Annotated in this window: 22 protein-coding genes; 19 read left to right on the top strand and 3 right to left on the bottom strand. The window is 47.9% G+C overall.

What is annotated here, in order from left to right:
• Positions 1-92: 92 nt before the first annotated feature.
• From ACFQ88_RS17265 to ACFQ88_RS17285, 5 genes are all read left to right on the top strand, one after another.
• Positions 93-590: a CBO0543 family protein gene (locus ACFQ88_RS17265; RefSeq protein WP_379455846.1), complete on the top strand. Its 498-nt coding sequence runs from the start codon at positions 93-95 to the stop codon at positions 588-590.
• Between the two features lie 157 nt (positions 591-747).
• Positions 748-1,305, top strand: coding sequence for a GNAT family N-acetyltransferase (locus tag ACFQ88_RS17270; protein ID WP_239626173.1), 558 nt, complete (start codon positions 748-750; stop codon positions 1,303-1,305).
• 88 nt (positions 1,306-1,393) lie between these two features.
• Complete coding sequence (locus ACFQ88_RS17275; protein ID WP_379454943.1) at positions 1,394-1,777, top strand: MerR family transcriptional regulator; 384 nt, start codon at positions 1,394-1,396, stop codon at positions 1,775-1,777.
• Entirely contained in the window at positions 1,774-2,091 is a 318-nt protein-coding gene (locus tag ACFQ88_RS17280) for a thioredoxin family protein (RefSeq protein ID WP_239626169.1), read from the top strand. The genes ACFQ88_RS17275 and ACFQ88_RS17280 overlap by 4 nt, the downstream gene beginning before the upstream one ends.
• Before the next feature lie 158 nt (positions 2,092-2,249).
• Positions 2,250-3,137, top strand: coding sequence for an AraC family transcriptional regulator (locus tag ACFQ88_RS17285; protein WP_239626166.1), 888 nt, complete (start codon positions 2,250-2,252; stop codon positions 3,135-3,137).
• Positions 3,138-3,194: 57 nt separating this feature from the next.
• Here the strand turns inward: ACFQ88_RS17285 and ACFQ88_RS17290 are convergent, their stop codons facing one another.
• Positions 3,195-4,073, bottom strand: coding sequence for a LysR family transcriptional regulator (locus tag ACFQ88_RS17290; RefSeq protein WP_379454944.1), 879 nt, complete (start codon positions 4,071-4,073; stop codon positions 3,195-3,197).
• A gap of 190 nt (positions 4,074-4,263) precedes the next feature.
• Between ACFQ88_RS17290 and zwf the strand changes: the two genes are divergently transcribed.
• From zwf to ACFQ88_RS17310, 4 genes are all read left to right on the top strand, one after another.
• A complete protein-coding gene (gene zwf, locus ACFQ88_RS17295; RefSeq protein WP_379454945.1) occupies positions 4,264-5,772 on the top strand; it encodes a glucose-6-phosphate dehydrogenase in 1,509 nt (502 codons plus the stop codon).
• A gap of 88 nt (positions 5,773-5,860) precedes the next feature.
• A complete protein-coding gene (fsa, locus tag ACFQ88_RS17300) occupies positions 5,861-6,526 on the top strand; it encodes a fructose-6-phosphate aldolase (protein ID WP_239626160.1) in 666 nt (221 codons plus the stop codon).
• A 45-nt stretch (positions 6,527-6,571) separates the two neighbouring features.
• Positions 6,572-7,909, top strand: coding sequence for a glucose-6-phosphate isomerase (locus ACFQ88_RS17305; protein ID WP_379454946.1), 1,338 nt, complete (start codon positions 6,572-6,574; stop codon positions 7,907-7,909).
• 391 nt (positions 7,910-8,300) lie between these two features.
• Positions 8,301-9,203 (top strand): cation diffusion facilitator family transporter, encoded by a 903-nt coding sequence (locus tag ACFQ88_RS17310; protein ID WP_379454947.1) that lies wholly within the window; start codon positions 8,301-8,303, stop codon positions 9,201-9,203.
• 50 nt (positions 9,204-9,253) lie between these two features.
• On the opposite strand, the gene ACFQ88_RS17315 is transcribed toward ACFQ88_RS17310, so the two are convergent.
• Positions 9,254-10,759, bottom strand: a complete 1,506-nt coding sequence (locus tag ACFQ88_RS17315) for a glycoside hydrolase family 26 protein (RefSeq protein WP_379454948.1) — start codon at positions 10,757-10,759, stop codon at positions 9,254-9,256.
• Between the two features lie 296 nt (positions 10,760-11,055).
• On the opposite strand from ACFQ88_RS17315, the gene ACFQ88_RS17320 reads away from it, so the two are divergent.
• Genes ACFQ88_RS17320 through ACFQ88_RS17330 form a run of 3 tightly spaced genes read left to right on the top strand, consistent with a single transcriptional unit; the run spans position 11,056 to position 14,571 of the window.
• Positions 11,056-12,459: an FAD-dependent oxidoreductase gene (locus ACFQ88_RS17320; protein WP_379454949.1), complete on the top strand. Its 1,404-nt coding sequence runs from the start codon at positions 11,056-11,058 to the stop codon at positions 12,457-12,459.
• Between the two features lie 56 nt (positions 12,460-12,515).
• Complete coding sequence (locus tag ACFQ88_RS17325; protein WP_379454950.1) at positions 12,516-13,940, top strand: MBL fold metallo-hydrolase; 1,425 nt, start codon at positions 12,516-12,518, stop codon at positions 13,938-13,940.
• 37 nt (positions 13,941-13,977) lie between these two features.
• A complete protein-coding gene (locus ACFQ88_RS17330) occupies positions 13,978-14,571 on the top strand; it encodes a histidine phosphatase family protein (RefSeq protein WP_239626147.1) in 594 nt (197 codons plus the stop codon).
• A gap of 82 nt (positions 14,572-14,653) precedes the next feature.
• Here ACFQ88_RS17330 and ACFQ88_RS17335 read toward each other — a convergent pair whose 3' ends face one another.
• Positions 14,654-15,460 carry an AraC family transcriptional regulator gene (locus ACFQ88_RS17335; protein WP_239626144.1) on the bottom strand — a complete coding sequence of 269 codons (807 nt, stop codon included), beginning with the start codon at positions 15,458-15,460 and terminating at the stop codon, positions 14,654-14,656.
• Positions 15,461-15,744: 284 nt separating this feature from the next.
• Between ACFQ88_RS17335 and ACFQ88_RS17340 the strand changes: the two genes are divergently transcribed.
• The 7 genes from ACFQ88_RS17340 to ACFQ88_RS17370 all read left to right on the top strand — a co-directional run bounded on the left by ACFQ88_RS17340 (position 15,745) and on the right by ACFQ88_RS17370 (position 24,464).
• A complete protein-coding gene (locus tag ACFQ88_RS17340) occupies positions 15,745-16,974 on the top strand; it encodes an ABC transporter substrate-binding protein (protein WP_379454951.1) in 1,230 nt (409 codons plus the stop codon).
• A gap of 185 nt (positions 16,975-17,159) precedes the next feature.
• On the top strand, positions 17,160-18,662 hold the full coding sequence (locus ACFQ88_RS17345; protein ID WP_239626140.1) for a spore germination protein: 1,503 nt from the start codon (positions 17,160-17,162) through the stop codon (positions 18,660-18,662).
• Positions 18,659-19,744 carry a GerAB/ArcD/ProY family transporter gene (locus tag ACFQ88_RS17350; RefSeq protein WP_379454952.1) on the top strand — a complete coding sequence of 362 codons (1,086 nt, stop codon included), beginning with the start codon at positions 18,659-18,661 and terminating at the stop codon, positions 19,742-19,744. The genes ACFQ88_RS17345 and ACFQ88_RS17350 overlap by 4 nt, the downstream gene beginning before the upstream one ends.
• A complete protein-coding gene (locus ACFQ88_RS17355; protein WP_239626134.1) occupies positions 19,741-20,883 on the top strand; it encodes a Ger(x)C family spore germination protein in 1,143 nt (380 codons plus the stop codon). The genes ACFQ88_RS17350 and ACFQ88_RS17355 overlap by 4 nt, the downstream gene beginning before the upstream one ends.
• Positions 20,884-20,978: 95 nt before the next feature.
• Positions 20,979-22,010 (top strand): LacI family DNA-binding transcriptional regulator, encoded by a 1,032-nt coding sequence (locus tag ACFQ88_RS17360; RefSeq protein WP_379454953.1) that lies wholly within the window; start codon positions 20,979-20,981, stop codon positions 22,008-22,010.
• 205 nt (positions 22,011-22,215) lie between these two features.
• Positions 22,216-23,067 (top strand): glycerophosphodiester phosphodiesterase family protein, encoded by an 852-nt coding sequence (locus ACFQ88_RS17365; RefSeq protein WP_379454954.1) that lies wholly within the window; start codon positions 22,216-22,218, stop codon positions 23,065-23,067.
• Positions 23,068-23,129: 62 nt separating this feature from the next.
• On the top strand, positions 23,130-24,464 hold the full coding sequence (locus ACFQ88_RS17370; protein WP_379454955.1) for an ABC transporter substrate-binding protein: 1,335 nt from the start codon (positions 23,130-23,132) through the stop codon (positions 24,462-24,464).
• The last annotated feature ends 19 nt before the right edge of the window (positions 24,465-24,483 follow it).

Genomic DNA, 24,483 nt, shown 5'->3' on the forward strand with positions numbered 1-24,483 from the left:
GCCTAAATAACTATAGCAAAGGGTACTTTACTATGCCAAATCAAATCCCATCGTTCGAGGAGATCAAGGAAGTAGACCGTAAGCTAACTGAAATGAAACATCAGTATTACCAAAACCATGATTTGTTCTCATTTCAATGGTGGTTTCTTTTATTCACGGTTATTATTCCATGGGTAATATGGTGGAAGCTTGTAGATAAATCGAGGATTAAGGATATTTTGTTATATGGCTTTGTATTGATATTCGTTATCATCGTGTTAGATATTATTGGAAGCGAATTACAATTATGGTCATATCCTTATCATCTCATACATCTTATCCCGCAGATAAATCCAGTCGATTATTCGGTCCTGCCAGTGTTTCATATGCTGGTCTATCAATATTTTCGAACCTGGAAATCATTTGTAATCGCCAACATTGTAATGGCTTTCCTGTTTTCATTTATTTTCGAACCGATATTTGTCTGGCTTCGAATTTATGAACTGGACAATTGGAAATATATTTATTCTTTCCCGATTTACATAGCAAAAGCCTTAGTCGTAAGGTGGCTGATTGAATTTATACTGAAAAAAGCAAAGGGGCAGCGTTGAAAAAAACGCATGCTTGAGTCCACGTGCCGTAAATTACGCAGCGAGCGGCAACTGGCGGTCATCACACCTTGATCCTTAATAACGTTGCCGTAATAATAGCGGATGAGCTAGAATGATAAGTACAACAGAGTATCGGCTTCGAAAGTGGTGAATCGCATTGGAAGCATTGGAATACCGCATCACTGACGAATGGGACGAAGCGCTCTGGAATGAGGCGGAGCCCATTTATGAGCAAGCCTTTCCCTCAGGCGCCAAAAGCCGCGGCATTATTCGCCATATGTTTGAGATCAAGATGTGTCAGCTGCATACGATCGCTCAAGACTCGTTAACGCTAGGGATGGCTCTTACCGGTATCGATGAGAAGGCCGGCGCCGTGCTCATCGATTATATAGCGGTTAGCGGGGAAGCTCGCGGCAGAGGCTATGGCGGGCTGCTGCTGGACCGGATCAAGCAGTGGTCACGCACGGTTCAGGGCTGTAAAGGGATTATCGTCGAAGTCGAATCCGACCCTAACGAGGAAAACCGCAAAAGGAAGCATTTTTGGGAGAACAACGGCTTTATCCTCACGGACTACGTGCATCAGTACATCTGGGTACCCGAGCCGTATCAGGCGATGTACTTCAACTTCGATGAGTTATATCCGCTGCCTGCGGATGGTAGGACACTGTTTCGCAGCATTACCCGGTTTCATGAAAAAGCGTACCGTCGCAGATAACCTCCTAATACGAATTTTTCGCTTGACTCTCACATTAATGTCAGGGTTTAGAATGGAATTATCTCGAGGAAGAAGGAGGAGAGGCCGGTTGAAAATCGGGGAATTGGCGGAACGGACGGGGGTTAGCATCCGATCGATTCGTTACTATGAACAGCAGGGGCTGCTTACACCGGTGCGGCAAGAGAACGGGTACCGGGAATACTCGCCGTTTGCGGAGGAACAGGTCCGTACGATCCGTCTGTATTTGAATCTCGGGCTGTCGACGGAAGAAATTGCAGGAATCCTGCATTGTGTTCTCAAGAATAAAGAAGCCTTCTGCGAGGAAGTGCTGCCCATTTACCGTCACAAGCTGAAACAGATCGACGAACAAATCCAGTTGCTTAACGGGATCCGTCAAAACTTGATCGACCGCATCGACTCCATCCTGCTCGAAAGAACCCAAACGTGTCAGTGTCAGGAGGAAGCGAAATGAGCATACAAGCGGTTAATGATGAGACTTTTGCGTCACAGATCCGAAAAGAAGGCGCCACGCTGGTGGAATTCGGGGCGGTATGGTGCCCGCCCTGCAGAGTGCTGCTGCCTGTTTTGAACGAGTTGTCCGAGCAGCAGGGGGATAAAGTTCGCGTTCTCAAGGTGGATTGCGACGAATCGCCTGTTACGGCCGGTCAATTCGGTGTCATGTCAATGCCGACGGTGATCGTATTTCACAACGGAGAGCCCGTTGAGAAGCTGGTCGGTTTGCGTCCCAAAAGCGCGTATGAGAACGTGCTGGCTAGATATCAATGACGGCATAGAAAAAGCGGAATCCTGGCGGGTTTCGCTTTTTTTACGTTAAAAGGGGCAGATCGAATCCCAGTGCTGTCCGGTACCCTCCAAAACGGTGCACGGAAAGTCGGATTAGGCTATTCATTACCTGTTATTCTAAATATCGAAGGAGGGATCCAATGGATTTGCTGCAAAGGTTGAATAGTGCTTTAAGCTATATCGAAGACAACCTTACGAACGAGATCGACTTTAAGGAAGTGGCAAGGATAGCATATTGCTCGGAATATCATTTTAAACGAATGTTTTCTTTTCTGGCAGGTGTTACTTTGGCCGAGTACATTCGCCGAAGACGCCTTACGCTGTCTGCATTCGAGCTGATGAATGGGGATACGAAGATCATCGATGTAGCCGTCAAATACGGGTACAGCTCTCCGGACGCATTTACGAGAGCCTTTCATAGCTTGCATGGCATAACGCCGTCCGAAGCAAGACAAAAGGGCCGATTGCTGAAGTCGTATCCGCGCATGACTTTTCAATTATCCGTTAAAGGAGGAGACGAAATGAATTATCGTATTGAAGAAAAAGAAGCGTTTCATATCGCAGGAATTAAGAAAAGGGTGCCGATCCAATTCAATGGGGTCAATCAGGAGATTGCGGCCATGTGGAAAAGCTTGGATGGCGAGACGATCGATACTCTAAAGAAGCTGTCCAATGTACAGCCATCGGGACTCATTAGCGCATCCGTTAATTTCTCTGAAGGCAGAATGGAGGAGCAGGGGGAGTTCGATCACTATATTGGTGCTGCGACGACCAAGGAAAGTCCAGCTCATCTGGCACAGCTTGAAGTGGCAGCATCAACTTGGGCTGTATTTGAAGCGGTTGGCCCTTTCCCGGCAACCTTGCAAAATGTATGGGGCCGTATCTATTCCGAATGGTTCCCGTCGTCGGAATATCAAATAGCGGAAGGCCCGGAAATATTGTGGAACGAGCACAAGGATACCTCTTCTCCGACCTTCCGGAGCGAAATTTGGATCCCGGTCGCTTTAAGACCCAAATCAGAGCTTTAATTAAGCAAACCGAAAACCGCGAGCCTTACAGCTGCGCGGTTTTTTGCATTGTCTCCGCTATATCATATGCTCCATAAATTTGTTTGCCGCACTGGAAAGCGGCATGTTCCGCATAATCATTAAGCCTACCTTGGAAGGCGGCAGCTGTACGTCCAGCCGGATTTCGAAGAGGGAGCCTTCCTCCAGCTCCTTGGAGACAAATTCTCTCGTGACGTAGGATATACCAAGCCCTTTTCGCGCAAACTCGATCAGAAGATCCACGCTCCCGACCTCGATCTCCGGCTTCAGCTCATAGCCATAATCATGGAACAGCTCGGTAACGGCCATTCGAGCCCGGCTGTTCCGGGAGAACAGAATAATAGGATATTCGAGCAGCATGTCTAATGACAGCACCGTATCTTTGAGATTGGCATAATGGGAGCCTGCGACAAAGCAATCCTGCAGCTGGATGCCTTCCCGGACTTCAAGCTGGGGATCTACAATGGGCAAACGAACGACACCGAGATCAATTCTTCCTTCCTTCAAGAAGGTAATAACCTCCGGCGTAGTACCGTGAATGAGAGAGAGCCCGATGCCTGGGTGCTGCTTATGAAACTCCTCCAGGAAGGGCAGCAAATAATGCTTGAACAGCGAATCGCTTCCGCCGATCTTCAGCTCGCCGCTTTCAAGATTTTTCAATTCCGCCATTTTCTTCTCGGCAAGCGAGATGAGAATATGAGACTGCTCGATGTAGGAATACAGCATGGCTCCCTCGTGCGTCAAATCAACCCCTTTGGAGGTCCGATAGAACAAGGTGATGCCGAAATTGTCCTCCAGCTGCTTGATGGCGTGGCTGACGCTCGGTTGGGTCAAATAGAGAGCCTTGGCTGCCTGAGTCAAGCTGCCCGTTTTTGCAGCCCAATAAAACACTTTATACAGCTCGTAATTGTTGTTCATAGACGCGGTCTATAGCTCCTGTGAAATATATTAATTACTTGTATGGCATATATTTGTATTATAGTGGAACCAAGCAAAAGAAACCAGAGCTTACTGATCGAGGACACAGAAGGAATCGCGAAAGGTTACTGCCGGCAGCGATAGTTGATGGGATGCAGATGGGAAGCCGGTGCTGGAAGGGGAGAAAACCATGGAGCCTACTACATTTGTCTTATTCGGAGCGACAGGGGATTTAGCCAAAAGGAAAATTTACCCTGCCTTATATAATTTGTTTGTCGACAAGAAGCTGCCGTCATCGTTCACGGTATTCGGACTTGGAAGAAGAGAGCTGACGGATGAAACGTTCCAGGCTAATGTCGAGAAGTCGATTCTTACGTTCAGCCGGCGCAAAGCGAATGATCCGGTACAATTGAAGCAATTTATAAATGCATTCCGTTATAACATTCTGGATATCGGCCGCAAAGAAGATTATCAGAAGCTTCTAAACAGGATTGAGAAGCGGGAGCAAGAGCTTGCCATAACCCCGAACCGGTTATTTTATTTATCGGTCGGACCCGAATTTTTCGAAACTATCGCGTCCAACATTAAGGAAAGCGGGCTTGGCTCTGCAGCGGGCTGGAAGCGTCTGATAATCGAGAAGCCCTTCGGCCGCGATTTGCAATCTGCACGGTGGTTGAATCAGCAATTGAGCCAAGCCTTCGCCGAGCATGAAATTTTTCGGATCGACCATTATCTCGGCAAGCCTATGGTGCAGAAGCTGGGTATCCTTCAGCAAAACAATCCGGTGCTAAATGCATTATGGACAAGCCGCTACATCGCTAACGTGCAGATTACGGCAAGCGAAACGGTCGGCGTAGAAGAAAGAGCAGCCTATTACGACCATTCGGGCGCCGTTAGGGACATGTTTCAAAACCATATGCTGCAGCTGCTTATGATGCTGGCGACTCACCTTCCGAAGAACAGCAGCTCCGAGGAAGTGCGCTCCAGGAAGAAGCAGGTGATGGAGTCTCTTGTGCCGTTACAACCATACGAGGTAGCAGCCAGCGTGATCCGCGGGCAGTACCAAGCCGGACAAATCAATGGTGAGCCTGTCATCGGATACACTTCCGAACCGAATATTGCTCCAGATTCGATGAACGATACCTTTATCGCAGCTAAGCTGCAGATCGACGGCGCTTTTTGGCGCGATGTCCCATTCTATATCCGGACAGGCAAACGGATGAAGGAGAAATCGACACGGATCGTGATCGAGTTCAAAGAGCCGGTACAGCAGCGCAATAATGAAACCAAGACACCGAATCTGCTGGTGTTTGAAATAAGCCCGAATGAAGGCATTACTCTGCAGCTTAACTCTAACGAGCCTGGGCAGAGCGGGGATGTCGAGCCGATTCACCTTGCATTTCATATGAACGGCAGCGAGATGCCCGAAGCTTACGAGAGCTTGATTCATTCCGCGTTATACGGTGACGCAACGTACTTTGCACATTGGGATGAAGTTGAGTTATCATGGAAATGGGTTGACCCCATCCTGAAAGCATTCGAAGAGAATCTCGTTCCGCTTCATTACTATCCGGCGGGCTCCTACGGACCTGCCGAATCCGACGAGCTATTGGCGAGAGACGGCTTTCATTGGTGGTTCGATTCCAAGCCTGAGCAAGCTGCTGAAGAGAAAGAATTTGCACTTCACGTGAACAAATAATCAGCCGGTCCACTGATATTTGAATAGATTTGTAGCCACACCCAACATCTGGACTAACTATTAAATAAAAAAACGGAGGAATGAAACCATGAAATTTTTTATCGACACTGCCAATCTAGCGGATATTAAGAAGGCTTATAAAGTAGGCGTTCTTTCCGGTGTAACGACTAACCCATCCCTTGTAGCCAAAGAAGGCGTCAAGTTCGAAGACCGCATTGCCGAAATTTTGCAGGCTGTTCCGGAAGTCGAATCCGTATCCGCCGAGGTAACTCCAGATGCTCTGACTGCGGAAGACATGATCGCACAAGCCGAAGAATTGATCAAAATCAACGGCGGAGACAAAAATATTACGATCAAGCTCCCAATGACATTGGCCGGTCTTGAAGCTTGCCGTTACTTGACTAAAAAAGGCGTAAAAACCAACGTTACTTTGATCTTCACAGTGAACCAAGCTTTGCTGGCGGCACGTGCAGGCGCGACTTATGTATCTCCGTTCCTGGGCCGTTTGGATGATATTTCGGAAGATGGAGTGCTTCTTGTAAGCAAAATCGCCGAGCTGTTCCGCGTTCACAATCTGCAATCGCAAATTATCGCTGCATCGGTTCGCCATCCGGACCATGTAACTCGCGTAGCTATGGCTGGCGCTCATATTGCGACCGTTCCTTTCCAAGTTATCGAGCAATTGGCGAAGCATCCTTTGACGGATCAAGGTATGGAGAAATTCGCTGCCGACTGGAAAAAGGCAGTGCAATAAATCGGTACCATAGTAAAAAAATCAAGGTCAAAGGAGGCGTAACGAGTGGCGATTTCATTCGATTATTCCAACGCACTATCCTTCGTGCAGCAGCATGAAGTGGATTATTTCGCGGAGTTTGTCAAGACGGCTCATACTATGCTTCATGAGAAAAAAGGTCCCGGGTCCGATTACCTCGGGTGGGTGGATCTCCCGCTGCAGTATGACCGCGAAGAGTTCGCGAGAATCAAGCAAGCGGCTGAGCGCATCCGCAGTCATTCCGAAGCCTTGATTGTCATCGGAATCGGCGGCTCCTATTTGGGAGCGAGATCTGCAATCGAAGCGCTGTCCCATACGTTTCATAACCAGATGAGTGGGACAACCCAAGTATATTTCGCCGGGCAAAATATCAGCTCTACATACATCGCTCATTTATTGGAGCTGCTGGAGGGCAAGGATATTTCCTTGAATGTCATTTCGAAATCCGGAACGACGACGGAGCCGGCTATTGCCTTCCGTATCTTGCGGGATTACATGGAGAAGAAATACGGGAAAAGCGGCGCGAGAGAGCGGATCTTTGCAACGACCGACCGGGCAAAGGGTGCATTGAAAAAGCTGGCCGATGAAGAAGGCTACGAAACCTTCGTCATTCCCGATGACGTAGGCGGGCGCTATTCCGTGCTGACAGCCGTAGGACTGCTGCCGATTGCTGCTGCAGGGCTCGACATCGATCAGATGATGGCCGGCGCCGCCGCGGCTGCGCAAAAATATAACAACGCTGATCTGGCATCCAACGAGAGCTACCAGTATGCGGCCGTTCGTAACGCTTTGTACCGCAAAGGGAAGACGATTGAGCTGCTGGCTAATTTTGAGCCTTCGCTGCACTATGTTTCCGAATGGTGGAAGCAATTGTTCGGCGAGAGCGAGGGGAAAGATCAGAAGGGTCTGTATCCTGCCTCGGTCGATTTTACGACGGATCTGCATTCCATGGGGCAGTATGTTCAGGAAGGGCGGCGCGATCTCATTGAGACGGTGCTCTCCGTGAAGAAGCCTCGCGTAGAATGGACGATTCAAGAGGACAAGGACAATCTGGACGGATTGAACTTCTTGGCCGGCTTGACCATGGATGAAGTGAACCACAAAGCGGCTGAAGGCACGCGGCTTGCCCACGTAGACGGAGGCGTGCCGAATCTGATCGTTGAACTGGACGAGCTGAACGAATATTCGTACGGTGAAATGGTGTACTTCTTTGAAAAGGCGTGCGGAATCAGCGGACTGCTCCTCGGAGTGAATCCGTTCGATCAGCCGGGCGTAGAAGCGTACAAGAGCAATATGTTCGCGCTGCTCGGTAAGCCTGGATTTGAAGAGCAGAAAGCCGAGCTCTTGAAGCGCTTGAATCGATAATATGAATGAAAACAAAAAAACTCCTTTTGATGAAGGAGTTTTTTTTGTTTTCATACATTCATTTGTTCAGCTTTGGTAGGAAGAAGCGGACTTTCGTTGAAGCAAGTATCACCGGCGGCCAAACGATTCTTGAATTATGTCCAAAGCTATCCAAAGCTATCCGAAGCTGTAGATTTTCCCGCTGTGCATTCGGCCATTTATTTTGGGCTGACACAACATTGTTTACTAATGCTCAGATTTAAGCACGGTCACAAAACTGTTTCTCTAGACCCACACGCACTCCATCTATTATGATAACTATCGTTGTCGTTTTTAGATTGTGTTACATATGATTTAACATGGACAACATTCTTTAACATTGCAGCGAATCGGATATTGGGGGTCAAGGTGTGTGAGCAGTGGGAAGGCAGCGGCGAATGTAATTGCAATATGGATAAGTTTAATAAGCAATTTACTTTTGACCGGGATCAAGCTTATTGTAGGTTTTTTATTCAATAGCCAGGTATTAATAGCAGACGGCGTCCATAACGCTGGGGATGTTATCGCCACAATGGCAGCGTTAGGCTCGGCCAAGGTTGCGCAGAAGCCGGCCGATGACGATCACCCCTACGGACATGGCAAAAGCGAGCTGATAGGCTCCGCTATGGTAGCCATTATTATGGCTCTTGCCGCCATTTTCATCGCGTATCACTCGGTGGAGTCATTTTTTCATCCGGCGGCGGAAGCCAGCTGGATAGCATTGATAGCGGCTTTAATCTCATTAGTATGGAAGCAGTGGTTGTATGTGTACTGCATGAGGCTTGGCAAAGAGACGAGCAGTAAAAGCTTGGAGGCAACTGCGTTGGACCATCTGGCTGACGTATATGCTTCCATTGCTGCGGTTGTCGGGATTGGCGGAGCGCTCATAGGCGACAAGTTCGGTATTGTTTTCTTGAGCTACGGAGACGCAGCGGCGGGGCTGGTTGTAGCGTTCTTTGTTTTAAAGCTCTCTTATCACATGGGAAAAGAAGCTGTGGACGTTTTGATGGAAAAAACGGTATCTCCGGAGACCATACAGGAGTATGAGAGGCTTGTTGTTTCTATCCACGAAGTAAAACGGATAGACCGGATTCGGGCAAGAGCCTTCGGCCAATACGTCTTGATTGATGTTCGCGTGGGAGTTCCTGCGCACCTAAGCGTTCAGGAAGGGCATGATGTTTCGCGAAAAATTAAGAAGACGATCATGGAGCAGCATCGTGACGTGGAGGAAGTATTGATTCATTTAAACCCGTGGTATGACGGTGAAGACAATTAATTGAGGTGCAAAGGGGCTGCCGGTATCTGATTACCGGCAGCCCCTTTGCGTTATTTCGCCCATGTATGAACGGCCACTGGCTCCATTTTCTCGTTGTACGCGGTGATCTTAAGCGGCTCTTTCGCAGCCGATCCTTCGGCCGCATCCAAAGTCATTTCCCACGGCATCTGGTAGCTTATATCCAGTCTCCGATCTCCCCGGGAAAGCTCTACCGCAAAAGGAACATTCCCGCTCGCCAGTTCGCCGTGGAACAATAGCCGATGTGAGCCCGCACCAACCGTTTCCGGCTGAACAGGGAGGTAAGTATAGTCAGGCGGGGTCTTCGCCTCTGCCACCGAATCCAGATACCAATCCGAGCGAATAAGCCGTTTGTACAATGCGTCGGTTAATGGATTTTCACCCAAATCATATACATATTCCATCTTGTTTCGTACCGCTTGCGCGCGGCTGAAATTAAAGTAGGTGATGGCCTTGACCTTCGGGTAAATTCGGGGCAGAACCGCATACATATACGACAATTGCCCTTCGGCCCAAGGCAAGTAGGCGGTCTCCGTCGTCAAAACCGTATGAGCTACAGCCCCTTCCGAGATCATAATCGGTTTGTGGCTGTATTTGGCATATAAAGGAGCGAACGTGTCGATAAGGCTGCCCTTCAGCTGCTCTTTCCCGTTTGAGAGCGGGGTGGCATAGAGAGAAAAGCCGACCCAATCCACATAGTCATCGCCAGGGTAATATTCCTCGATATTATTGGCGGGAGCGAAGTTAGGGGACCAGACCATCACGACGTTCGGCGCTTCTTCTTTCATAATCTTATGAATGAGGCGGAATTTCTCAATATAAAGCTCCGGATTTCCGTGCCATGGCACCCAGGCGCCGTTCATTTCCGAGGCGTACCGGAGGAAGACCGGAATGCCGGAGGCTTTGGCTTCTCGGGCGAAGGTTCGCACATATTCGTCGTCTTGGACGTCCTCGAGGCCAAAACGCGGCTCCCAGCCGATCTGCAGCGCTCCGCCGATCTGTTTGACCCGTTCCGCTTGTCTGATGGGAAAGTAAGAGTTCGTATCGGTTTGAAATTTGCGCCAACCGACATAAGCCAGATACATTGCGTGAGTCCGTCCGTAAACATCATCGACTTTGGTCACATCGTAGGAGACACGGCGGTCCGCTCCAAGCATCCCCAAGTAGGTACCGGAGACGGGCTCGAATTTGGCAAGCGGTTCGGTCTTGGCTGTGGAAGGAAGCTCCGATCGCTTGAACCATCGAGCGGTTTCGAATGAATCGGCTGCGGGCTGAAGGGACCCGCTGTTAACGCTTAATGATGGAGGCTGCTTCAGGCTTGCTGCATAGCCGTCAAGCCTTGATTTATAGATAGCTGCTATATCGGGCTGATTCGAGCGCTCGGCCGCGTCGGCTTGCTCTTTCCACCATTCAACGAGCTCTGGGCTTTCCGGCGGCTCTTCTTCCTTGGAGGAATATGGGGATGGGATAAGCACAATCAACAGCATAGAACAAACCGCAACCAGTCCGGCGCGGAATAACGGGAATTTCCAGTTCATCGAAGGGAAGGGCTCCTTTCCGGAGAGGCAGAGTGGGAGTTAAGGTATCGCTTACATCGTCATCGATACCTTAATCATAAGGGGAGCGGCGAAACGAAGCAACAACTGTATTTGAGTTAGTGCGTTTTTTTGCAAAATAATCGAAATGACAAGCGAAAATGATGAAATAAAATACATCCTGCATGAAAGAATACTGTATGTTCAGGCCTCTCTCTCCTTTTTATAATGAAATAGAGATGTGAAATCAATGTATGAATGGCATTTCAGAACAATGATACTAAGGAAGAAGGTCAAATATGGAAATCCATTCGGAACGACAAGCTATCAAAACGCAAGTTCTTGTTCTTGGCGGCGGGGCCGGGGGAGTAGGGGCGGCCATTGCTGCAGCACGCGAAGGAGCGGAGACGATGATCGTCGATCGTCAAGGCTTTTTAGGCGGGAATATGACCATCGGTTTGCCGTTGCTGGCTTTTTTGGATGCCCAAGGTCGTCAAGTAACACGAGGTCTTCCGCAAGAGATCGTGAATCGATTGATCGAGCTGGGTGGTTCATTCGGTCACCGAGAATGCCCGTTGCATAATTCAACTACGGTCATTGACCCCAACTTAATGAAAATCGTCATCTTTGAAAAAATGAAGCAATACGGCGTTCGTCCTTTATTGCATTGTGAAATTATTGGTACTACCGTGGAGAACGGCGAACTCAAGTCCGTTATTGTGAAGGGAAAAGGGAAGGAAATAGAAATTTTCGCCGATGTATTTGTTGACGCCACAGGCGATGGCGACGTTGCGTTTATGGCGGGAGCTGAATTTGAAAAGGGACAGTATGCCAATGGAGAAACTCAGCCGCCTACGTTAATGTTTACACTCGGAGGCTTTGAACTAGAGCGATTCATGGATTTCCTGCAAGAGCACCCGGAAGAGCTGAAGCATGGATCGTCTATGAAAATCCGTCCCGGCTATACTGCCGAATTTTTGCGGGCAAGCGAGAATCATGTATTCGTCGGATTGAAAAATATGGTCTCGAAGCTCAGAAAAGAAGGCAAATGCCCTATAGATCGTGATACAATTATTTATATCAACCTGCCGCGAGAAGGGTATATTGCTCTGAATTGCATTCGCATCTTGAACTTTGACGGTACAAGGCTAGAAGAGCTAAGCAGGGGCGAGATCGAGTCTTACTTACAGATTTTACCGTTGATCGAAATGCTGAAAGAGCACGTCCCGGGCTTTGAGCACACTTATTTATCCTCCATTGCTCCATTCTTGGGCATTCGTGAAACACGGCGAATTATGGGCAAGCAAATGGTGCGTGAGGAAGCGGCTGTCAATGGAGTTATTCCAGATGACACGATCGCTCTGGGCTCGTATATCATAGATATCCATAGCGGCTCGGGGGATTCGACGGTAATCCGATCCCTTGCCGGACCTTACGGCATCACGTATGGAGCAACGATTTCCAAAGATGTGAAACGGCTTATGTTAAGCGGGCGCTGCATAAGCGTGGATCCGGTTGTGTTCGGTTCTTCAAGAGTTATGCCAACTTGTATGGCTGTTGGTGAGGGCGTCGGAATTGGGGCAGCATTAGCCGCACTGAAGAACATAGCTCCGGAGGATGTCGACGTTCAAACAATAAGACGTAAATTACGTCAGCATGGAGCTATTCTTTCCTTAGAGGATGTACATGCTGCTTTAGGATAGATGGATGAAGTGGAATAGACGCTTATTTGCAAACTATCTCATGGGAGGCGATTGTTTTGCAGGAAGGGCAATTGATATTTTGGGGCGGCGTAGCCAAGTCCGGCGGTGTACAGATTCTTTACGGTAAAGGGAAGCAGGCCGTGCTGTTCGATTTGGGCGTTGAGCACAGCAGTCTTCTCTTCCCGAAACAGCTGACGCTGTATGAACCGGTAGCCGCGACTCCGGGGCGCGAGCTTCGTCAATATTTGCTCGGCGGGATGACTGCGCCGCTGATTGAGCTGTACGATCCTGAGCATCTAAAAGGATTGGATGCGTCCAAGGTAAGGCGTGCATGGGGCGATCGTGATTTTCCTCAATATGAGAGCATCTCTCTGTTTATCGGGCATATGCATACGGATCATATGGCGGTACTGCCTTACGTTCACCCGGATCTTCCCGTATACATGAACTACGACGCCCACTCCTTGTTCCGCGGCATGGTAGCGGGGGGACACAGCGCGGATACCAAAGCTCGAATTCAAGCCTGCGACGACTTGAGCATCATCGATTTTGGGGAATTTACGATGCAGATCATCGAGATGGATCATAATGCCACCGGCGCGGCAGGGATTATTATCGATGATGGAACCTACAAAATCGCCTATACCGGGGATTGGCGCCGTCAAGGCAAGCATCCGGAACAGATTGACCGGTTCATCGAGCTATGCCGCAATAAACAGATCGACTTACTGATAACCGAAGGAACCCGTCTTACCTCCGACCCGTCCGCCGTGTTGTCCTACCAGATGACGGAGGATGAGCTGTTATCCCGGTACTCGCAAATCGTAGGCGATGCGGAGGGTCTCGTCTATTTGCAGATGTCGCCGCGGGATTTGGAGCGGATGGCCAATATGATAGCCATCGCTGCAGAGCATGGCCGCAAGGTCGTTATGGAGGCAACTCACGCCGTTATCTGGCACACGGCGAACCGTGAAGGCCTGCGGATTCTAGAAGGCCATCCCGCCCATGACGTGGAGATCCGAATCGTCGACGCAACAGTGACGGAAGGTATGACGGTTCCCTATGAGACCGTCTCTCTCGAAGAAATGGCTGAACGTAAGAGTGAGTTCTTGTACTTCTTTAAATTTCCCGACCTTGCCCATATGATCGAGTTGGAAACACTTGGCGATGCTGTTGCCCCGTCTCATTTCATTCAATCGGATTACAGCGTCAAGATCGAGCATGCCGATGTGGCCAAATATTTGAAGACGTTCGGCATTACCGGTCATGCCTTGTCCAACGGAGGACATGCCCATCCGGAGGCGTTATCCGATATGATCGAACGGATTGCTCCCAAAGCGGTCATTACGCTGCACAGCAAATTCCCGGAATCGCAGAACACGAGAGGCGTGAAAGCCTATTTTCCGAAAAAAGGAGAAGTATGCTCAGTGTCTTCCATCCTTGCAGCCGCCGAGATTCCTGTAAGTGTTGGAAATGAATGAGATTGCAGCCTTAAGATAGCAAGGGGAGAAGAATCCGATGACTACGATTACTTTCGTCAGACATGGCATTACCGATCACAATATCGAGAAGAGAGCACAGGGACATACGCAAAACCCTCTAAATGAAACGGGGAGAGCGCAAGCGGCATTAGTGGCGAAGCGTCTTTCCGAAGAGCCATGGGATGTGTTTATTTCCAGCGATTTAAAGCGGGCGCAGGAAACGGCCGAGATTATTTCCGCCGCAATAGGCAAACCTATCGATTTCTTCGATGAACGGTTAAGAGAAATGGATAGAGGGAAAATCGCCGATACCATTGAATCGGAGCGCATCGAACGGTGGGGGAAGGATTGGCGATTGCTTGATATGGGCCAGGAAACGCATGAGTCGATGCGGGAGCGCGGAATGCGCTTTATCAAGGATACCGCTTCCATGTTTGCAGGCAAAAAGGTACTTGTCGTAACGCATGGCTACTTTCTGGGTCAAACGTTAAAGGAGCTCATGCAGGATGAGTCTACCGGTAACGAGCTGAGCAACACTTCCGTTACCACGGTCCTGCAAAACGGGGATAAGTGGGAGTATGTGCTTTACGATTGCGTCAAGCATTTGGAAGAAAACATACTGCCGAAGTAATTGGTATAGGAGCCGGTCATCATGCTGCCATGGTGATCGGCTCTTTGTTTGCTGCTTCAAGCATCCCGGAAGGGAAACTGCTTTATACCCGGTTCAGCTCGCGGTATTTCGAGGGGCTCATGCCCATCGTTTGAGCGAACACACGGCTTAAATAGAAGCCGTTCTCATAGCCGCAATGAGTGGCGATTTGATTCAGCGTCAAATCGGTATCGAGCAGCAGACCGGCCGCTTTGCGGATTCGGAGCGATCTGACGAAATCCGAAGGGGTCATGCGGAACGATTTGCGGAATCGGCGCGTAAACTGGACAGGGCTAAGCTCAAGCAAGCTGGACAGCTCGATCATGCCGAAGGGAGTATGAGCGTGACGGGATAGCCATTCCGCTGCCCGGTTCATTAATGCGTCATCCGAATGTACAAGCTCATCCTGCTGGTGCTCTTCTTCCCAAACCTCGCATGTGAGCTGCCAAATATCATTAAGAATCATTTGTTTGCGCAAGGCGCTGCGCGGATCAACCGCTAGATGCAGCTTGCGTAAGCACTCGAAGTTCGAAGCGAGCCGTTTGCCGTCCGCTGGATGGGATTTGACCGACGGTACTTGCGGTACGTGGGCTGGCAGTTGGCGGCTTGCAAACTCGAAGCCGATAAGGTGGAGCTCCAAGGGCGATACCATTTCGCGATGGAACATGCAACCAGGAGGGCAGTAGATCAGCTCGCCGGCTCCAATCTCCCCGCTTTCCGCGCCGATCCGAAACCTGAACCTGCCTGATTCAACCGCAAACAGCATCCAGATGGGATAGGAGTCCGAGTTCATTTCAAACTTCTCCTTGCGTTCGAAGTAGGCATGAGAAATCATGATCAGCGACTGATCCCACAAGGCTGGCGCATCCATGCGTGCATCCGCTCCTTTTATGAAATAAAGTATATTGTACATGATCTAATCTTGTATGTTCAAGATATTAATTACTGTGTATGATGAAATAGAATACGAAATAGAAAAAGGATGGCGATGATTTTCATTAAAAGTGAGAGCTAGGATGAAAGTAATGGAACGTTTGGTAAGCGGTTACATTTAAAGAGCAGGAAGGATGATTCGCGTTGAACATTTGGAAAGCGTTACTTGCATTATGCTTGATGATTACTGCAGCAGGATGTGGAGGGGAAGAAGTTGGGCAGATGAGTCAAAAGGGGGATTCGCCAGCAACTCCGGCGAAGGTTGCGGATACGACGCCCGTTACGCTGAAGTTTGCCGTTCATCTGCCCATTACCGAAGAGTTTAAGAGGCTTTATATCGAGCCGGTTGCCAAGAAGTATCCGCATATTACGTTGGAGCTTATCAGTGCCAACTCCTTTAAAGTATATGACCAGCTTATTGCGGCAGGCGAGCTCCCGGACCTTTATATTTCTTTTAACGGGAACATGCCGGGGTTGAAGGAACGCGGAATCAACATGGATATGAAACCTCTTTTTCAGCAAAATCACGTAGATTTGAACCGTTTCGGCCAAAATTACCTTGACGACATTCAATATGCTGCAACGGAAAAAGGGGAATTGTACGGCTTGCCGATTGAAGCAGGGTTTCACGCTCTGTATTACAACAAGGAAATATTCGATAAATTCGGTGTCCCTTATCCGCAGGACGGGATGACCATGGAGGACGCCCTGGAATTGGCGAAAAAGCTGACGCGTGTCGATAACGGCGTTCAGTATCGCGGATGGGATTTGGGGAGCATCGTAAGAATGGCTCAACCGCTTGGTCTGGAATATTTGGACCATAAGACGGAGAAGCCGATCATGTCGACTGATGGCTGGAAGCGGGTGTTCGAGCTCGGAAAACAAATTTACTCTATCCCAGGCAATGAACCGTCGAAGGATGCTAATAAGAATAGAGTGAACGGATTCATCAAGGACCGTACGATAGCGATGCTGAATGAAACGAACTTGTTCTCCAGGCTTAAAGAGGCGGAGCAAGAGGGGCTGAATTGGGATGTCGTGCAGCATCCGTTTTATAAGGATCGGCCGAACACTTATGGAAACTCAACAGTTTATATGGTTGGAGCGGTCCCGACGACGAAGCATATGGATCAAGTGCTTCAGGTGATCGAGGTGTTAACCTCCGATGAAGTGCAAATGAATGTTTCCAAAGCAGGCAGCGTATCTCCTCTAAAGAGCGAGGCTGTACAAAAAGCGTTCGGGCAGAACGATCCTACCTTGAAGAACAAAAATGTGGCAGGGATTGTCAAAAGCAAACCGGTTAAATACCCGATCTACTTGTACAGAGAAATTGCCGAGCCACTAACTACGAAAAAGTTTGACGCTCTCCTGAAGGATTCGGGAGATGTGAACACTGCGTTGCGAGAGCTGGACGAGGAAATTGAAAAAGCGGTGCAAATAGAAAAGAAATAAAGGAGAAAAAATCGGATTAAGCTTGTGCCGTTGAATTACGGTGCATCCTTGATCCGATTTCTTATGCCATGCGGCACGGATACGTTGGGTACGGACTGCCAAGTCACCCGAATTTTTCCTCAGGAAAATATAATTTGGTAAAGTGCGCATAATAAGGGTAATTATTGGACTACGGGGGTGCAGAGATGAAGTTTTGGAGATTGCCCAAAAGAGCAAACAATTGTCAGCCCGAAACCTCTGCAGTGGAAGCGCAAGAGATCATCTCCGGTAGTATCGAACAAAAAATCGCGCAAATTCAGAAAGCCGTATCGCATACAGAGGATATGAAGCTTCAATATTTCAACCGCGGCGGCCAGAGCTGTGTGTTCATGTATTTGGAACCGCTTGTAAATCAAGAAATGATTCAATCCAATATGGTTAAGCCTCTATTGGATACAGACTCCTTAAATATGGATCAAATATCGGCGTCCACCGAGGTCAAACATTCTTCCAGCCTTTCTCACATCATAAAGTCCTTGCTTGAAGGCTTCTGTATCGTTATTCGGGAGCATCATGACGAAGCATATCTCATTTCGGCAGGACAATGGCAGGGGCGCTCCATAGAAGAACCGAAAAATGAACAAATTTTGAAAGGGTCTCATGACGGTTTTATTGAAAGCTTGAACACGAACCTCTATTTGATTCGGAGAAGGATCAAGAGTCCCAGGTTAAAAGTGAAATTTTACACCCTTGGCCGGATCACAAATACCCGAATTGCCATGGTGTATATGGAGGGTATAGCCGAGCCGAATATCATCGCAGAGTGTGAGAAAAGAATTTCCTCCATCGAGCTGGACTATTTGTATTCGGCGGCCAACCTCGATGAGATGATCGAGGAGCACCCGCTTTCTCCATTCCCGCAGACCTTGCAGAGCGGAAGACCGGATCGGACCGTCTCTTACTTAATGGAAGGCAAAATCAATCTTATCGTCGACGGCAGCCCGGTAGTTCTCATATTGCCCATCACTTTTTTTTCATTTTATCAATCCGCCGATGATTATTACCATCGATGGATCGCCGGCTCTTTTTTCAGGCTCATTAGATTGATCAGCTTTATTCTGGCGATCAGCCTGCCGGCGTTCTATATTGCCGTAGTGACCTATCATTCCGATGTTCTTCCCTTTGGCATTCTATATTCGATAAAGGTTTCGTTAACCTATGTTCCGTTTCCGCCGCTTATGGAAGCCATTACGATGCAGTTCATACTCGAGCTCCTGAAAGAGGCTGCAATCCGGCTTCCTTCGCCTATATCTCAGACGATCGGGATCGTTGGGGGGCTGGTAATCGGCACCGCGGTAGTTGAGGCGAATTTGGTTTCCAACACCATGATCGTCGTCATCGCCTTGACCGCCATCGCCTCATTCGCAACACCGCTCAGCGAGTTCGGGACCAGCTTAAGAATCTTGGGATTTCCCACGATGCTTGCAGCTGCGTTATTCGGCTTTTTCGGGATTGCCATGATGATGATGGTGATCTTTATTCACCTGTGCAAGATCGAAACCTTGGGCGTGCCTTTTTTCGCACCTTTCGGTCCTTTCCGCGACAAAAATAAGGGGAAAGATTTACTGCTTCGCCTTCCCATTTGGACACATTCGAATGGACAAGTGCAAAAGCAAGCATCGTTCTTCAAAAGGTGGAAACGAACGTGAATATTTCCATAACCAGATCCCAGTTGTTTTTTACTATTATCAAAACACAAATTGGAATCGGTCTCTTATCCTTACCTTCGGAGACTCAGAGCTCGGCCAAAGGAGATGCATGGATTTCCGTGCTCGTGGCCGGGTGCCTCATACAGCTTCTGCTGCTGATATACTGGGCGCTGTTTAGACGGTTTCCCAATGACACCTTGCGCCAGATGATAATGCGTATGTTCGGGAGCTATCTGGGTAAAGGTTTGAACCTGATATACTATGCTTTTTTTATTATGATTGCAGGTTATGCTTGTACACTCTATGTTCGATTGATTCAAGATTGGATGCTGCCATTGACCCCGACTTGGGTGCTGCTTCTGCTTATTATAGCTACCGGCATGTACCTGGCTGTTGAAAATTTGCGCGTTATCGCAAGATTTTTTGTATTATCCTCAGTGATGTTCATTATTTTGCTCTTACTCAGCCTGTTAACGTTCTCGAATGAAATTCACATTTCCAATATTATGCCAGTAGGCCATTCCGGTGCAGGGCAAATTTTGCATGGCGTCAGGCAAACGTTTTTTTCCATGCTCGGTTTCGAAGTAATCCTGGTCTTCTTTTCCCAAGTAGATGGAAGACCAAGAGGGTTACTGAGAATAAGCTCCTTTTCCAATATCATGGTAACGCTGTTTTATGCGTATTTCGTCCTTATCTGCTTGATCAATTTTAATTCCAAAGCTTTAGAGCAGGTGAATGAGCCCGTATTGTTTTTGTTTAAAGGGTTTACGAATCAGCTATTTGACGGTTTGGATCTCATCTTCTTGACGATCTGGATTATTCCGATGACGGCTACGATCATATCGTACTTGAGTATGGCAGGTTACAGTCTGGCCGCCAGCCAGAGCACTTATCGGGTCATCGTTCGGATAAGCGGTATATTGGTCTATATCATCGGAATGTATTTAACGACTGTAGAAAATTTGGATCCATTCAGCACATGGCTGGAAAGCGGGTACCTGTTGATGATTGCTGTGATTCCGCTGCTCATGTGGTTGATGTCCTTTGTGATCAAAAATAGCGGGAACCGGGGGGCGGCATGAGAACGAAACGGTCATTGTTCATAGGTCTGGTGTTTTCTATCATGACCTTGTCGGGTTGTTGGGATGTATCCTATTTAACTAACAAAAAGATGGTTACCGGGATAGGGATGGATGCCGCTCCGAACGGACAAATAACCGGGACGGTCAGAGCCGCCGTGTTAAAAAGCAGGGGGGCAGGTCAGTTCGACATAAAGGATGAAATGATTCAAGCAACGGGCGATTCCGTGAATCGGGTAGGCGACCGAATCGACGGTATGCTGCCAGGTACCATCGATGTAAGTAAAACTCATGTCATTATCATCGGAGAAGAGCTGGCGAAGCGGGGGATCTTTGCACCGTTAGAATCCTTTTACCGCAGCAGGAAAGCCTATTTGAACGGAAATATTATCATAAGCAAAGGCTTGGCTTCAGAAGTCATCTCGGCTGAATTAACGGAAAGCAACCCCGTTTCGTTTGATATCAAGCAAATGATCCTTGGTGCAACCTACAAATCCATCGTCCCCAAGCAGACCCTATATACGTTATGGATGAACACACTTCCTGACGAAGCGGCGGATGCCGTAATGCCTGTCATTCGAAAGATAGAGAAAAACCATCTGATTATCGACACTACCGGATTGTTTCATGGCGATAAATTTACGGGAGTGACGCTGGCTCGTGAAGAAAGCTGTATGCTGATGCTGATGATGGACAAGCTGTCCAAATTGGCTTATTTAAGCATTCCCGTTAAGAGTGACGAAGCCGGCCAACGAAAAGACACAATGAGCAATATCATCTCGTTCGAAGTACGGGCTATGAAGAGGGCGTTCGATGTCTCCGTAAAGCCTAACACGGAAGCGATCCAATGCATTCTTAAGCTAGATCTCTATGGGGAAGTCAGGAGCTCCCCAACCAGCATAGGCCGAGAGATCGATCGCAAGGCTTTGGAAGAAGAATTGAATGCAAGCCTGGGTCAGCGGGCAAAAGACGTTGCAGGTAAATTAAAGCAGGCCAATAGCGATGTCTTGGGAATCGGCAGAAGGCTGAGAGCCCACCATAATGAAATGTGGAAAAGGCTGGATTGGAACGAAAAGTTTAAGGAAGTCGTTATGAATCCGGAAGTGAATGTCCATATCCAAAGTACGGGGATATTGAAATGACTCGAACATTAGTAAACTTTCGTAATAATGTTGAAAGGCTTTTTTGGGCTTGATATAATAAGTTTACTAAATATAGAGGTGTATAAGGAGTAGCTGTGATAACGCTAAAACAAATATCCGAGCTTGCCAACGTTTCTCAAGCTACGGTTTCCAGAGTATTGAACGATGACCGGACATTGATCGTGACGGAAGAAACGAGAAGAAATATAATAGCTATCGCCCGGGAGCATCACTATGTGAAGAAAGAAAGAAAAAGCTCGAAACAAAACAAGAAGAAAACGGCTCCAGATAAGGTCGCCGTACTTATATGCCATATTGAAGATGAGGGGAATAATCTATTCTTTATCTCGATCAGACACGGAATTGAGAAGGAATGCAAGGAACTGGGACTAGTCCCTGTCATTTATAGCATTAACACGCTGTCTCAGCAAGAAATTGACGAGCAATTTCTCGGGATCGTGGTTGTAGGGAAAGTCCATCCAAGCACAGTGGAGAATGTCAATAAAGGCTCCGATCATATTGTCTATGTCGGATATTCTCCAGACGAGCAGGCTTACGACTCCGTTATAGTAGATTTGGAGAAAGCGATGGAGTCCGTGCTGGAGCACTTGCTTATCCATAAGTATGAGAACATCGGCTTCATCGGCGGATATTCGAAAGAGTATTTGAACGGGAACGATACGATCGAAACGGATGATAAAAGGTATATTTCGTATAAACGGAGAATGCAAGATTTGGGACGGTTCCGCGAATCGGATGTATATCTTGGCGAATATACGATGTCGGAAGGATATCGATTGATGAAAAGCGCCATTGCATCGGGACATTTGCCGGAAGCCTTTGTAGTAGCGTGTGACCCGATGGCGGTAGGAGCGCTCAAAGCACTTCAGGATGAAGGTATTAGCGTCCCGAATCAGGTTGCCTTAGTATCGTTTGACGATACGGAAATGGCCCAATTTGCAAGCTGTCCGTTGAGCTCGGTCAAGATCTATTCGGAGGAAATGGGACGGGCAGGGGTACAGCTGCTAATGAGCAGAATGAAAGGCAGAGAAATCCCTTATAAAATCATGATTCCTACCGAATTGACCATCAGAAACAGCTGTGGAACGAACAAGGAATCACACTGATCAATCATGCATTCAGAAACGCTGGGAACTGAGAGACTTGTGAGGCTGCCGTTAGAAGAAAGCGGACCTTGCGGGTCTTTTTGTTTTGTTTACCGGTAAATTTACCGAAAATTAATATATTATTATCACAATTTTACTTGAATTATTTACTAAATTGTAGTTAAATTACGGTGAGCAATGAAACTAATACTTAGGAGGTTGATCGATGAATAAATCGGATATTACTAAAAAGTTAATCGAAAGAAAACGGGTCAAGGATGTGCTAATCGCCGTCCACCGCGGCTGTGGCGGGGGAAACATTATCGAGAATACGATTTCCGCCTTCGAAATCGCCTTGAAATATGGTGGAGATATTATCGAGGTGGACGTTGCAAAATCGACGGACGGCAAGCTGTACACCATTCATGAAGGGCAAGAAGAACGGCTCTTTTTTAGTAAAGATAATGTTCAAACACTGTCTTCTCGAGAGATCGAGAGCTTGAGCTATCGTAACGGCAACTCATTTAAAGTCAAGCAAAAGGTGGAAGAGCTGGAAGCTGTTCTGCAGCACTTTCAAGGGGATACCTTGATCAACCTGGATCGAGCGTGGGATTTCTGGGATGACGTATTTGAGCTCGTTAGACAACGCTCGATGTTCGATCAAATCATAGTGAAGAGTCCTGTAAAGGAAACGTATTTGGATGTGCTCGAGCAATACGATGTGCCGGTGATGTATATTCCGATAGTAAAAAACGCACGGGAATTGAACCAAGTGCTTGCAAGAAACATTAATACGGTAGGGGTAGAAGTTATCATAAGCTCGGAACAAAGCGATTTCTATAACCTGGAAATCATCAAGGACTTAAAGAAGAGAAGCTTGCTCGTCTGGCTGAACGCCATCCGTTTGAACGATTCGACGGTTCTAACATTGGGAAGTGACGACGATACCGCTTTATTGGTCAACGAAGATGAAGGATGGGGCAGGATTCTGGATATGGGCGCAGACATTATTCAGACGGACTGGCCATTGCACTTGGCAACTTATTTGCAAAAGAGAAGATTGCGGACTACTTCATAATAATAATGGGTACATATCGTTCGGATATTTAGTAAAGTTTGTATGGAGAAGGAGAATCGGATATGCGCAAATTTGGAATTATTCTGCTTTCCAGCATATTAACCTTATCTATGATTGCCGGTTGTAGTCAGGGGCATCAGGCTGCCGAGAACCAATCGGATTCCAGCAAGTCGGAGGCAGGGGGAAAGGAAGCCGCCAAGGGGAAGGAAGAACCGGTGACCTTAAATCTGTTTGCAGGCCAGGATCTTTCCGACGAGCTGTGGAACTTGCTGCTGCATGAGCCGCTGAAGAAAAAGTACCCTTACATTACGGTCAATATTGTCAAAAAAGGCAAAGGGATTCAAGATTTGGTGGCCGGCGGAGCCAGCTTTGACCTTTACACCGAGTTTCAAGGCTACTTGGGCAACCTGATGCAAGTCGGTTTAGTCGAAGACATTACACCGTATGCGAAGGCAAATAATATCGATCTGAACCGGTTCGACCCGCTCTACATCAATGCTCTTAAAGAATATTCCGAGAAGGGAGAAGTATATGGGCTGCCATATTACAGGCAAGCCAACGCGCTGTATTACAACAAGGATATTTTCGATAAGTTCGGCGTTCCCTACCCTAAAGACGGAATGACCTGGGAAGAGACGATTGAATTGGCAAAGAAAGTAACCAGACAGGACGGTGGCATTCAATATTACGGCCTGGATCCGGAGCATGCGACTCGTTTGGCATTCCCGTTATCCCTAGTCATTTTGAACGGTAGGACGAATAAAGCGGAAGTCAACAACGATCAGTGGCGCAGAGTATTTCAAGTCGCGCAAGGCATGTATTCGATACCGGGGAACATTCCCAAGAAAACAACGGATCTGAACGGCGGGGGGATCGTCCGGTTCATGAAGGAGCGGAATATCGCCATGCTGGCCACGATCAACATTATCGACCGGTTGAAGGATGCGACGAATGAAGGACTCAACTGGGACATGGTGCAGTATCCTAGCTACAGCGGAATGCCGAATGTATACGGTATGGTTGACTTCGCAGTGATCGGAGCGACCAAAACAAGCAAGCATAAAGACGCGGCAATGAAAGTTATCGAGGTGTTTACCTCCGATGAAGTCCAATTGCTTGCTTCCCGGCAAAGACCCGTCCCCAGTCCGCTCATAAATCCGGAGATGCAGAAGCAGTTCGCTGCAGATATTCCGTATGCCCAAGGGAAAAATATTCCGGCGTTTTTCAAAAGCACGCCTGCTCCAGCACCTCGTTTCAGCGATTATTACACTACGGCAAGAGATATTCTGAACAAATATTACGACGACTTCGTACTCGGCAAGAAGGACATGAACACAGCGCTTAGGGAAGCCGAAGAAGAACTCAACCAGAAAATATCCGAGCTTACCAAAAAGTAATAGAACTCTGGAACAATGG

The sequence above is a fragment of the Paenibacillus sp. NPDC056579 genome (assembly GCF_042793215.1).
GTDB lineage: Bacteria > Bacillota > Bacilli > Paenibacillales > NBRC-103111 > Paenibacillus_S.